This is a genomic window from Corynebacterium sp. UMB9976, assembly GCF_030212265.1.
Taxonomy (GTDB): Bacteria; Actinomycetota; Actinomycetes; order Mycobacteriales; family Mycobacteriaceae; genus Corynebacterium.
The window spans coordinates 102125-114473 of record NZ_JASODY010000005.1 but is presented as its reverse complement, the minus strand read 5'-3'; the positions used below and the strand labels follow the sequence as shown (position 1 = coordinate 114473).

Here is a 12349-nt window from a genome sequence, read left to right as displayed (position 1 = left end):
GGTGGATCCCACCGTGACACCGTCATCACCAACACCAACCCTTCAGATCAGTGTTGCAACGACCACTAGAACTTAAGCCGCCCCCTATAGACGCAACAAACCCCCGGTAGCTCGCTGAGAAGCGAAGCTCCGGGGGTTCAAGCTTTCCGCCGGCCCCTAGGGGCTAGCGGCAAGCCAACCGCTTAAAGAAGCAGTATTACTTGTTGATCTTGGTCACACGACCAGCACCAACGGTGCGGCCACCCTCACGGATAGCGAAGCGCAGGCCCTCGTCCATTGCGACCGGCTGGATCAGCTTGACGCTCATCTCAACGTTGTCGCCCGGCATGACCATGTCGGTGCCCTCTGGCAGGGAAACGACACCGGTGACGTCGGTGGTACGGAAGTAGAACTGCGGACGGTAGTTGTCGAAGAACGGGGTGTGACGGCCGCCCTCGTCCTTGGACAGGACGTAGACGGAGCCCTCGAACTCGCTGTGCGGGGTGTAAGCGCCCGGCTTAGCGATGACCTGGCCACGCTCGACGTCCTCACGCTTCAGACCACGCAGCAGCAGTGCAGCGTTGTCGCCAGCCTCTGCGGTGTCCAGCAGCTTGTTGAACATCTCGATGGAGGTGACGGTGGTCTTGGTGGACTTCTCGCGGATGCCCAGGATCTCGACCTCGTCGTTCAGGTTCAGGACGCCACGCTCAACACGGCCGGTAACGACGGTACCGCGACCGGTAATGGTGAAGATGTCCTCAACCGGCATCAGGAACGGCTTGTCGGTCTCGCGCTCCGGGTCCGGGATGGACTCGTCGCAAGCCTTCATCAGCTCGAGGATGGAGTCGACCCACTTCTGCTCGCCCTCCAGGGCGCCCAGTGCGGAGATCGGGACGACCGGAGCCTCCTCGTCGAAGCCCTGCTCGCCCAGCAGCTCGCGGACCTCCATCTCGACGAGCTCGAGGAGCTCCTCATCGTCAACCATGTCGCACTTGTTCAGTGCAACGAGGATGTACGGAACGCCGACCTGGCGAGCCAGCAGAACGTGCTCACGGGTCTGCGGCATCGGGCCATCGGTTGCAGCAACAACCAGGATGGCGCCGTCCATCTGAGCAGCACCGGTGATCATGTTCTTGACGTAGTCAGCGTGACCCGGGGCATCGACGTGTGCGTAGTGACGCTTCTCAGTCTCGTACTCGACGTGAGAAATGTTAATCGTGATGCCGCGCTCCTTCTCCTCCGGCGCCTTGTCGATGGCGTCGTAGGCGAAGGCCTTGTTCTGCTCTGGGTAGGTCTCGTGCAGAACCTTGGTGATCGCAGCAGTCGTGGTGGTCTTACCGTGGTCAACGTGACCGATGGTACCGATGTTTACGTGCGGCTTTGTGCGCTCGAACTTTGCCTTCGCCACTTAGTGTCCTCCTGGACTTCTCGGTGGCTACGACTCTCGCAGCCACATTGATTTACTTCTCCGGTTCACCATTTTACCTCTTAACGGCAGGTAGCTGACAAACCGAAATTTATTATGCCGATTACATACTGTCCTGAAATCAGCAACCAGACGCGCTGGCGCTTGATCTCAGCCACCCTGAAGAACTCTTAAGGCTCTCCAAGTGGGTAACGGCCAGCACACCGCATCATACTCAAATGTGAAGTACTTTAAAAACTTCGATGGTGCGACGTGCAAGCCCCTACCCCACCCCGCAGGTGCGGGGTTGGTGTTTGCCCAGGTTTCGCGCGGTTCCACTCGCGTGATCCGCACCCGGGCGGGCTTAAAGGTGTAGAACCTCGACGTCGGGAGGCTAGCTAGCACTAGCAGCTAGCCCACCCCGCATCGGGAACTACTTGCCGGTGCGCTCGGCGATGATCTCCTCGGCCACGTTCTGAGGAACCTCAGCGTAGGAGTCGAAGATCATGGAGTAGTTGGCGCGGCCCTGGGTCTTGGAACGCAGGTCGCCAACGTAGCCGAACATCTGGGACAGCGGGACGCGGGCCTTAACGACCTTCGCACCGGAGCGGTCCTCCATGGAGGACACGGAGCCACGGCGGGAGTTGACGTCGCCGATGACCTCACCCATGTACTCCTCAGGGGTGATGATCTCCACGGCCATCATCGGCTCCAGCAGAACCGGCTTAGCCTTCGCCACGGCCTCCTTGAGAGCCATGGAACCAGCCAGCTTGAAGGCCATCTCGGAGGAGTCAACCTCGTGGTAAGCACCGTCCAGCAGGGTGGCCTTGATGTTCACCAGCGGGAAGCCAGCGAGGTAACCGTACTGCATGGCGTCCTGGATACCCTGGTCGACCGACGGGATGTACTCCTTCGGAATACGGCCACCGGTGACCTCGTCGATGAACTCGTAGGTCTCCTCGGAGCCCTCCTCCGGCTCCAGCGGCTCCAGAGCGATGATGACGCGAGCGAACTGACCGGAACCGCCGGTCTGCTTCTTGTGCGTGTACTCGAGCTTCTCGACCGGCTTCTTGATGGTCTCGCGGTAAGCAACCTGCGGAGCACCAACGTTTGCCTCGACCTTGAACTCGCGCTTCATGCGGTCCACCAGCACGTCGAGGTGCAGCTCGCCCATACCGCCGATGACGGTCTGGCCGGTCTCCTCGTCCAGCTTCACGGTGAAGGTCGGGTCCTCCTCCGCCAGCTTCTGGATAGCGGTGCCCAGCTTCTCCTGGTCGGACTTGGTCTTCGGCTCGATAGCCACCTCGATGACCGGGTCCGGGAAGTCCATGTCCTCGAGAACGACCGGGTTAGCGGCGTCGGACAGGGTGTCACCGGTGGAGGTGTCCTTCAGGCCGATGAAGGCGTAGATGTGACCAGCGGATGCGCGGTCAACCGGCTGCTCCTTGTTGGAGTGCATCTGGAACAGCTTGCCGACGCGCTCCGGCTTTTCCTTGGTGGAGTTGACGATCTTGTCGCCGGTCTCCACGGAGCCGGAGTAGACGCGGACGTAGGTCAGCTTGCCGAAGAACGGGTGAACAGCGACCTTGAACGCCAGCGCGGAGAATGGCTCGTCGCGGGACGGCTTGCGGTTGCGCTCAACCTCGCGGTCCTTCGGGTCGAAGCCCTTGATCGAGCCGACGTCCATCGGGTTCGGCAGGTAGTCGATGATGGCGTCCAGGATCGGCTGGATGCCCTTGTTCTTGTAGGCGGTACCACAGAAGACCGGGTATGCCTCGCCGTTGATGGTGAGCTGACGGATCTGCTTCTTGATCTCGTCGACGGTGATCTCCTCGCCGGCGAAGTAGCGCTCCATGAGCTCTTCGTCGGACTCCGCGACAGCCTCGATCAGCTTCTCGCGGTACTCCTCAGCCTTCTCCTGCAGGTCGGCCGGGATCTCCTCGATGGTCGGCTCGGTACCTGCGGCAACGACGCCTGGCCACATCAGGGCCTTCATCTGCAGCAGGTCGACAACACCCTCGAAGTTGTCCTCAGCGCCGATCGGCAGCTCCATGACCAGCGGCTTCGCGCCGAGGCGGTCGATGATGGTCTGCACGGTGTGGTAGAAGTCCGCACCCAGCTTGTCCATCTTGTTGACGAAGCAGATGCGCGGGACGTCGTACTTATCAGCCTGGCGCCAGACCTGCTCAGACTGCGGCTCAACGCCTTCCTTCGCGTCGAAGACAGCAACAGCGCCGTCCAGGACACGCAGGGAACGCTCGACCTCAACGGTGAAGTCGACGTGACCCGGGGTATCGATCAGGTTGATCTGGTTGTCGTTCCAGAAGCAGGTCGTCGCGGCGGACGTAATCGTGATGCCGCGCTCCTTCTCCTGGTCCATCCAGTCCATCGTGGATGCACCGTCGTGGGTCTCGCCCACCTTACGGTTGATACCGGTGTAGAAGAGGATGCGTTCGGTGGTGGTGGTCTTACCGGCATCGATGTGGGCCATGATGCCGATGTTGCGGACCTTCTTCAGGTCGGTCAGTGCTTCGAGTGCCACTGGTTAAAAACTCCGCTCAATCGTTGTCGAGCGGCCCGGACCTTAAGGTTGTTGGTCGCATAAGGCCTAGCGAGCCGCATTGGTCTGTTCAGGTTCTATTTTGCCATTTTTATGGCCGTCTGGAGTAGGGGAAGTTTTCCCTCCCCCACTACTCCCGCCTGGGCTAGCCGCAGCGACCGCGGCCAGCCGGTCAAGCGACTACCAGCGGTAGTGAGCGAAGGCGCGGTTAGCCTCAGCCATCTTGTGGATGTCCTCGCGACGCTTCACGGAAGCGCCCAGGCCGTTGGAGGCATCGAGGATCTCGTTGGCGAGACGCTCAACCATGGAGTTCTCGCGACGCTGGCGGCTGAAGGTGACGAGCCAACGCAGCGCCAGGGTGGTGGAACGGCCCGGACGGACGTCGACCGGGACCTGGTAGGTTGCGCCACCGACGCGGCGGGAACGAACCTCGAGGGCCGGCTTGACGTTGTCGAGTGCCTTCTTCAGGGTCAGGACCGGGTCGGTGCCGGTCTTCTCGCGGCACTGCTCGAGGGCACCGTAGACGATGCGCTCAGCGGTGGACTTCTTGCCGTCGATCAGGATCTTGTTGACCAGCTGGGAGACGAGGACGTCGCCGTACACCGGGTCCTTGACGAGTGGGCGCTGTGCTACTGGACCTTTACGTGGCATGGCTTACTTCTCCTTCTTGACGCCGTAGCGGGAACGTGCCTGCTTACGGTCCTTGACACCCTGGGTATCCAGAGCGCCACGGACGATCTTGTAGCGAACACCCGGGAGGTCCTTCACACGACCACCGCGGACGAGCACCATGGAGTGCTCCTGGAGGTTGTGGCCCTCACCTGGGATGTAAGCGGAGACCTCGATGCCGGAGGTCAGGCGGACACGGGCGACCTTACGCAGAGCCGAGTTCGGCTTCTTCGGGGTGGTGGTGTACACGCGGGTGCACACGCCACGACGCTGCGGGGAGCCCTTCAGGCCGGCGGTCGCAACCTTGCCCGGCTTATCGTGGCGACCCTTGCGGATCAGCTGCTGAATAGTTGGCATAGATAGACTTTCTTCTTTGGGTTTTAAACTTGCAGAAGCCTCGGTATGTCGTGAACCCCCTGGCGGGGCACCCACTTGCCGAACTGAGCGAAAACACCCTTGAACAGCAAAAAATGGGGGCTCTTTCCGGGGCCACTACCGTTTTGTATCACTCCGCGCACTCGGCACGAAGATCCCTGTATTAAGCACCCTCTGCCGTTTACCATTCGGTACGCGCCATCGGAGCAATACAATCTACGCGGGTCAGATTACTCCAGTGGCTACCGAAAACCAAATGCACCCGGAGGTACTTTCGGGCGTAACTCCAGACGCACGTACCGGCAGGCGGCCGCGAGTGGCCCTAGCTGGCGCTAACAGTCCCCAGCCCAGCCTCACTCCCCCGCCGTGTTGCCGCCTTTCCCCCTAACCGTGAGCTAGTTACTGCAGCTCTGTGGAATATCCTTCTTGCCGCTCTTCCACTGCTTGAGCGCATCCTTCACCGCGCCGGCGTAGAGCTTCGCACCCTTTTCGCCCGGGTGGATGCCATCGACGAAGTCGTCGTTCTCCTTCGCTGCCTCGCACCAGTTCGCGAGGTAAACGTTCGGGGTCTTCTTCGCCTCCGCGATGAGCTCCTCGTTGGCGTGCGCCATCCAGTCACGGTCACCGTAGGGCATCACGTAGATAATGACGCGATCCTTGCCCACGGCCTCCCGGATCTTCTTCAGCATCTCCGGGTCCCCCGCGCCGTCGGAGGGGCCATTGGTGCCCAGGCCGAGCACCACGAACTCGCGCAGCGTTCCGGCGTCCGCCATCTGCTGCAGGATCGGCAGGGCTGCGATGTAGTGCCTGCTCTGTGCTGCGTCCACGGTCGTGCCAGGGAACTTCTCCTGCAGCGCATCCACGGAGGCCAGCATCACGGAGTCACCGACCATGCTGATCTTGTTGCCGGAAGGCATCTTGCGATCCTCGACCGGGATCTTGCTGCCATCCTTCGGGACGGGCGGGGTGGTCTTAGCTGCTTCCTCGTTGGCCTTCTGCAGGCGCTCGGACTTTTCCTTCAGGTCCTTTTCCAGGCTCGACTCCGAAGGAGCGGTGGCCAGCCCGCAGGCGGTCAGCGCCCCCACGAGGACGACGGCGAATCCGACACTCAGTTTGCGCATCACTCCACCACTAAACCAGCCCTTGATCGTCTTGCGGTAACCGTGGCGCCGGAACGGCGTTTCGATGTGATTAAAGCTCCACTCGGAGATCAGGGCGGTAAGAATCACAGCCACGAGGCCGATGAGCCACTCGGGGGCCTTGGGCATCAGAACCGGCAGAATCATCACGATCGGCCAGTGCCACAGGTAGATGGAGAAGGAGCGGTGCCCCAGCCAGCGGAGCACGCGGATGTTCATCCACTCGTCGATGGCGTTATCTCCGCGCGCCAGCCCCATCACGACCAGAGAAGTCAACAGGCTGGAGATGACCAGCCCGCCACGGTAGGTGAACGCACTTTCCGCGTGCACGGTCATCATCATCGCCACGAGCCCCACGAAGGCCAGGGCAGGGACCCAGTCCGCGAGCAGCTGATGCTTGAACCAGTTGAGGCGGCGCGGATGCGAGTCCGCGACCCGGGAACGCACCGGGGAGGTCAGCAGGAGCGCGACCAGCGAACCGAGCAGCAGACCAAAAGCGTGAGTATCCGTGCCGTAGTAGACCCGCGACGGGTCCTGCTGCGGATCGAAGATCACCGCCATCGCGACCATGGAGGCGACGGCCAACACCGCCGTCAGCACCGCCATGCGCGGGCGGAAGCGGATCGCGTTGCGCCGCACGGCGAGCAGCACCAGCCAAACCAGAATCGGCCAGATCAGGTAGTACTGCTCCTCGATCGCCAGCGACCAATAGTGTGCAGTGACCTGGATATCCGACTTCGCGAAATAGGACTCAGCGTTCGCGATCTGCACCCAGTTATTAACGAAGAACGCGGTACCGAAAAACTGGGCGCGCAGCTTCACCGCAAGATCGCCGCCGATCGTCCCCACCACGGCCGTCGTCATGATGAGAACGAACAGGGCCAACGGGGCGATGCGCCGCAGGCGTCGCCTCCAGAAGACCCGGAAGCTCACGCCCTGAGTGAGGGCAACTTCGCGCAGCAGAATCGACGTGATGAGGAAGCCGGAGAGCACGAAGAAGACGTCCACGCCCATGAACCCGCCGGGCAGAAGGTCGCCGAAGAAGTGGTACAGCACCACAGCTGCCACCGCGACCCCTCGCAGCCCGTCGAGACCCGCGATCTGACGAATTCGGACGTGCACTTCTACTCCCTCCGGCTCGAATTGCCACCACGTGAGATTAGCACCACAGGCGGGCAACATTGCAGCCGAAGAGGGGGCTTTAGGGCCATGCTCAGTTAACGCCCAGCTCACCTTCCCGTCGCAGGCAGGCGAGAGGGGTGGCGAGCCATGACGGGAGCACTGCGGAACCACTTCGACACCCCAATGAGGCCAAGATCACGCTCTCACTACACGTGCGCATCAAACACACCACACGCACAAGTAGGCACTACATATGGGCATTATAGACGCGTCACCATCTATATATTGCGCTTCCATTGCTTGCGGGGCCCGGAATTCCACGTATGTTATTTGGCACCAGCCGGGGTGGAACCCCACCCGCCACGGCTCATCCCCACCCCGACGAGAGGAGCCTCCATGTCCGCACCCAGCATTCGATCCTCAGCCCACCGCACAGACCACACCCGCAACGCGCAGCGGCGAGTCGCCGTCGACCCCACCGAAACAGTCGAGGAGTACCTGCACCGCCAAGACTGGCGCATCAACGCCAACGCAAACCAGGACTACTCAATCGGCGGGCTCATCCTCAACGCCTCCGGCAAGGTCGCCGCAAACTACTGGCTGGACGAGATCTTCGCCCCCGAGGCTGGCGCCGCCCACCGCTCCGGCGATATCCACATCCACGACCTCGACAGCCTCACCGGCTACTGCGCCGGCTGGTCCCTGCGCCAACTCCTCGAAGAAGGCTTCGGCGGCGTCCCGGGCGCGATCTCTTCCCATCCGCCCCGCCACCTCTCCAGCGCCTGCGGCCAGGCAGTCAACTTCCTCGGCACCCTACAAAACGAGTGGGCCGGCGCCCAGGCGTTCTCCAGCTTCGACACCTACATGGCCCCCTTCGTCCGCCTGGATAGCCTCAGCTTCGAGGAAGTCAAGCAGTGCCTGCAGGAATTCATCTATAACCTCAACGTGCCCTCCCGCTGGGGCACCCAAACCCCCTTCACCAACCTCACCTTCGACTGGACCTGCCCCGCCGACCTCGCAGAACAGAACCCACTCATCGGGGGCGAGCCCGTGGACTTCACCTACGGCGAACTCCAAGCAGAGATGGACATAATTAACCGGGCCTTCCTGGAGGTCATGAGCGCCGGGGATGCCGATGGCCGCCCGTTCACCTTTCCCATCCCCACCTACAACATCACCCCGGACTTCGACTGGTACAGCACCAACGCCGCGTTGCTTTTCGACATGACCGCCAAGTACGGACTGCCGTACTTCCAGAACTTCCTCAACTCGGACCTCGACCCGGGCATGGTTCGCTCCATGTGCTGCCGCCTGCAGCTGGATCTCCGCGAGCTTATGAAGCGTGGCAATGGCCTTTTCGGCTCTTCCGAGCTGACCGGCTCGATTGGCGTCGTCACGATCAACTGCGCGCGGCTCGGCTACCTGCACCGCGGCGACGAAGCAGCACTCTTCGCGGCAGTCGACGAACTCGTGGACCTCGCGGTCGACACGCTGGAGCGGCGACGGCAGTTCGTCGCCGAGAACATGGAACGGGGACTCTACCCCTACACCAGCCGCTGGCTGCCCAGCCTGAACAACCACTTCTCGACCATCGGCGTGAACGGCTGCAACGAGATGGTTCGCAACTTCACCGGCGGGGCCCGCGACATCACCGACCACGAGGGCCACGCGCTCGTCGCCCGGCTACTCGACCACCTCAACGAGCGGCTCCTCGAAGCACAGGAAGCTACCGGCAACCTCTACAACCTGGAAGCCACCCCGGCTGAAGGTGCGACCTACCGCTTCGCCCGCGAGGACCGCGCACGCTACCCGGAAATCCTGCAGGCCGGCACCGCAGAGCAGCCGTACTACACCAATTCCTCGCAGCTGCCCGTGGCGCACACCCCGGACCCCTTCGAGGCACTGGTCGAGCAGGAGGAACTGCAGAAGAAGTACACCGGCGGCACCGTGCTGCACCTCTACATGGGAGCCGCGATGAGCTCCGGGGAGGCCTGCGCGACCTTGGTACGCCGGGCGCTGGAGAGCTTCGAGCTGCCGTACCTGACGGTCACCCCGACGTTCTCGGTATGCCCACAGCATGGCTACCTTGCCGGCGAACACCCGCAGTGTCCCAACTGCGGCACCGATACCGAGGTGTGGACGCGCGTGATGGGCTACTTCCGGCCGACGAGCAGCTTCAACACCGGCAAGCGCGGCGAGTTCAGCGAGCGGGAGTACTTCCGCGAGGCTGAGGCCGGGCTGGGCGGTGCTGAGATTGACGGTGCGGGGTCGCAGAATACTGGACTAGTCAGCACTGGGCAGGTTGGCGAGTTCTCGCCGTCCGCGGTCGGGGCTCGACCAGATGCGTAATTCCGCTGTTTTTGAGGACGCCAACAGCTTGGCCTTGGCAGGGCTCATCCCCTTTTCTGCCACTGACTGGCCGGGAAAATTGACAGCGACGGTGTTCACCCAGGGCTGCCCGCTGCGCTGCGTGTACTGCCACAATGCACAGCTGCAGGATTTCCCAGTGATAGCTGGTAGCGAGCCAGCCTCCGGTGTGGAGGGGGCCACCAGAGGCGTAGGATCTGCCACAGCTGAAGGCCGACCGCTCTTCTCGGATGCTCTGGAGCTCATGGAGCGGCGCCGGGGGATGCTTGACGGTTTGGTGATCTCTGGTGGGGAGCCACTAGCGGCCGCCGGGCTACCCGCAGCGATTGCGGACACGAAGGCTGCTGGCTTCCCGGTGGGATTGCACACCAGCGGGTACGCGCCGGCGCGGTTGCGCGCCTTGCTGTCCAAGGAGGCCACGCGACCCGACTGGATCGGGCTGGATGTTAAGGCACTCCCCCGTCATGCTGCTGCAGTCACGGGGCTGGCGCCGCGGGCCGCGGAGCGAATGTGGGATTCACTACGCGTAGCCGCCGCCGCGGCGGAACAGTACGGCGTGGAACTGCAGATGCGCACCACGCTCTGGCCGGGCTCGGTGATCGAGCAGCACCTTGAGGAGCTCCAGGGCGAGGTCGCAAAGCTCGGGCACGAGCTACACCTGCAGTGGGCCCGGAACGTCGATGGCGCCGGGCGCTATGTGGCTTAGCGGCGCTTCTTGCCGAAGGTCTTGGTGAAGTTCAGGCCCGGGATGCCGGTCTGGATGCGGATCATCTGCTGCCCATTGGCCTTTTGGGTGATGCGGGCCGGACCCAGCTTGTAGGAGCCACCCACCCCGCCGCTGGAGACGTTGATGCGACCGTTGCGGCCGACCTTCTTGGACTCACGAAAAAAGATTCCCATGGGGCAAGATTCTAGCGTCTACATCTTCGTCCGACTCAACGGTGAATAATCTACGGCCCCCTCACCTTCCTGTGAGGGAAAACCGGCACCCGTGTCCGCACTGCGCGCTACAGTCTCCCCCATGATGACCACAACCCGTATTGGAAACGCCCAGCCAACCTCAGGACGCACAACTTTGCACCGTTCGCCGCGTGCCGTCGCGATCGTCGCACCGTTGCTCGCAGCCGGCCTACTCTCCGGCTGCAGTTCCGAGGACACCCCCAACGCCTCACAGCCCTCGACTCCAACCAGCACCACTGCATCCGAATCCTCGACCACGGCAAACACCGCTCCCGAAACCTCGAGTAGCTCGAGGAAGCCACAGCCGACCGACGCCGAAAAACCTCCCGTTCAGGACAGAAGCACTGCTTCGGCACGACCTCAGAGCGCGGGAGAATCGGAGGGTGAGGCGTCCCCGGTAGCAGGAAAGCCGACCCCGAACGCCGCACCCGCGGATACGCAGCCTGGGGATTATTGCGGGCAGGTAAAAACTCGTGATTTCTCGCAGCCCAGCGAGCCGGTGGTGAACCAGAAGGTATACGCAGTCACCGCCGGCACGGATTGCCCTGCGGGGTTGGAAGCAATGCAGGGGTACGCGAACGGCATGCCTTATGACGCTTATAACCACGGCAACGCCCAGATCGTGAAGATTCCCGGTGGCAATTGCTCAGCTCCGACGGCTGCGAGAGCTCAAGAAACTAATACGTCGATGAGCTGCGCGGGCGACTTCGGTGAGGTGAAGGTGCCACAGCACGGTTAGGGATCGGACAAGGCTTGCAGCCACGCCCAGTACCCCACAGAGGGCCCTTTTCTGCAGCTAAAGCCGAATATTGCAGACGGAGTCCACAGCTCGCTGCGCAAGATCCATGGGTATCCGCGAAGCGCGCGACTCAACTATCCTCTTAGCCATGAACGACGATGCCCTCCGTTGCGATGACAATGACCGCAACCGCGCCCAAGCTCTCCTCCACGATGCCCTCGGCCGCGGCCAGATCAGCATCGCGGAGTTCGACGAGCGAGTGCAGCAGTGCATGGTCGCCCAGACCCGAGGCGAGCTGCTCGTGCCGCTGACAGATCTTTTCCTCGACCCGCGCGCGGCACTCTACGGCCACCCGTCGGCCCCTACTGCCCCGACGAGCCCGAGCCCTGCCACGCAGCGGCCTGCGCCCAAAAATAATGGGCAAAGCTTCTGGGAAAAGCTCACTAATTTCAACCGTCCGGCGGTACCCGCACGATCCCCGGAAGAGGTCACCTACTTCACCAACCAGCTGGTCACCGGGGAGAACCTACCCAACAACAGGGTGCAGGCTCTGTTCTCTGACCGTCGGCTCCACCACTGGACCGTGCCCGCCTATCAAGAAATCCGAGCCCATGGGGGCAACGTGACCGTAGATCTTATGTCCGCACGTCTCGCATCCCACCACACCACCTTCGATGTCGCCGGTGCTCTCGGGACGATCGAGGTTCTTGTTCCGGAGGGAATCCGGGTCACCGTCGACGCCGACGGGGCACTCGGGAACACGATTTTCAAGGTCGCCCGTGGGGCTGTGCCACCGGAGCGGCTCCCCGAGAACGCTCCCACACTGCGCATCACGGGCTCGCACAACCTCGGCTCCGTCACCGTGCGCGTCTTGCGCCTGGACTAAGCGGGGCCGGCACTGCCGCACCCCTTCGCTCGTATCGGCGCTCATTTCCGCTGCGCCCGCTCCCCCATCCCCGAAGCCCCGTCCCCCCTCCCCGCGCACAGCAAAAGGCCTCAGGGTTTTAAAAACCCTGAGGCCTTAAACCTCTAGG

The 12349-nt window shown here is 62.5% G+C and carries 10 protein-coding genes; 4 read left to right on the top strand and 6 right to left on the bottom strand.

Going from position 1 to position 12349, the window contains the following annotated elements; translation table 11 throughout:
- Window positions 1-196 precede the first annotated feature (196 nt).
- The 5 genes from tuf to QP140_RS04400 all read right to left on the bottom strand — a co-directional run bounded on the left by tuf (window position 197) and on the right by QP140_RS04400 (window position 7249).
- On the bottom strand, window positions 197-1387 hold the full coding sequence (tuf, locus tag QP140_RS04420; protein ID WP_284758413.1) for an elongation factor Tu: 1191 nt from the start codon (window positions 1385-1387) through the stop codon (window positions 197-199).
- A 430-nt stretch (window positions 1388-1817) separates the two neighbouring features.
- Window positions 1818-3926: an elongation factor G gene (gene fusA / locus QP140_RS04415; protein WP_070761044.1), complete on the bottom strand. Its 2109-nt coding sequence runs from the start codon at window positions 3924-3926 to the stop codon at window positions 1818-1820.
- Window positions 3927-4124: 198 nt separating this feature from the next.
- Window positions 4125-4595: a 30S ribosomal protein S7 gene (gene rpsG, locus QP140_RS04410; RefSeq protein ID WP_070758475.1), complete on the bottom strand. Its 471-nt coding sequence runs from the start codon at window positions 4593-4595 to the stop codon at window positions 4125-4127.
- A 3-nt stretch (window positions 4596-4598) separates the two neighbouring features.
- Window positions 4599-4970, bottom strand: a complete 372-nt coding sequence (rpsL, locus tag QP140_RS04405) for a 30S ribosomal protein S12 (RefSeq protein WP_070758476.1) — start codon at window positions 4968-4970, stop codon at window positions 4599-4601.
- A gap of 413 nt (window positions 4971-5383) precedes the next feature.
- Window positions 5384-7249 carry an acyltransferase family protein gene (locus QP140_RS04400; RefSeq protein WP_284758411.1) on the bottom strand — a complete coding sequence of 622 codons (1866 nt, stop codon included), beginning with the start codon at window positions 7247-7249 and terminating at the stop codon, window positions 5384-5386.
- A gap of 396 nt (window positions 7250-7645) precedes the next feature.
- Between QP140_RS04400 and QP140_RS04395 the strand changes: the two genes are divergently transcribed.
- Window positions 7646-9598, top strand: a complete 1953-nt coding sequence (locus tag QP140_RS04395) for a ribonucleoside triphosphate reductase (protein ID WP_284758410.1) — start codon at window positions 7646-7648, stop codon at window positions 9596-9598.
- Window positions 9591-10322 (top strand): radical SAM protein, encoded by a 732-nt coding sequence (locus QP140_RS04390; protein WP_015381225.1) that lies wholly within the window; start codon window positions 9591-9593, stop codon window positions 10320-10322. Before QP140_RS04395 ends, QP140_RS04390 begins: the two co-directional genes overlap by 8 nt.
- On the opposite strand, the gene QP140_RS04385 is transcribed toward QP140_RS04390, so the two are convergent.
- Complete coding sequence (locus tag QP140_RS04385; protein ID WP_070758480.1) at window positions 10319-10516, bottom strand: DUF4236 domain-containing protein; 198 nt, start codon at window positions 10514-10516, stop codon at window positions 10319-10321. The genes QP140_RS04390 and QP140_RS04385 overlap by 4 nt on opposite strands.
- 562 nt (window positions 10517-11078) lie before the next feature.
- Between QP140_RS04385 and QP140_RS04380 the strand changes: the two genes are divergently transcribed.
- Window positions 11079-11315, top strand: coding sequence for a hypothetical protein (locus QP140_RS04380; RefSeq protein ID WP_284758407.1), 237 nt, complete (start codon window positions 11079-11081; stop codon window positions 11313-11315).
- A gap of 148 nt (window positions 11316-11463) precedes the next feature.
- Complete coding sequence (locus QP140_RS04375; RefSeq protein WP_284758405.1) at window positions 11464-12201, top strand: DUF1707 SHOCT-like domain-containing protein; 738 nt, start codon at window positions 11464-11466, stop codon at window positions 12199-12201.
- Window positions 12202-12349: the final 148 nt, after the last annotated feature.

Coding starts and splice junctions, on each gene's coding strand:
- rpsG (WP_070758475.1), bottom strand. CDS start 4,595: ATGCCACGTAAAGGTCCAGTAGCACAGCGCCCACTCGTCAAGGACCCG.
- rpsL (WP_070758476.1), bottom strand. CDS start 4,970: ATGCCAACTATTCAGCAGCTGATCCGCAAGGGTCGCCACGATAAGCCG.
- QP140_RS04395 (WP_284758410.1), top strand. CDS start 7,646: ATGTCCGCACCCAGCATTCGATCCTCAGCCCACCGCACAGACCACACC.
- QP140_RS04390 (WP_015381225.1), top strand. CDS start 9,591: ATGCGTAATTCCGCTGTTTTTGAGGACGCCAACAGCTTGGCCTTGGCA.
- QP140_RS04385 (WP_070758480.1), bottom strand. CDS start 10,516: ATGGGAATCTTTTTTCGTGAGTCCAAGAAGGTCGGCCGCAACGGTCGC.
- QP140_RS04375 (WP_284758405.1), top strand. CDS start 11,464: ATGAACGACGATGCCCTCCGTTGCGATGACAATGACCGCAACCGCGCC.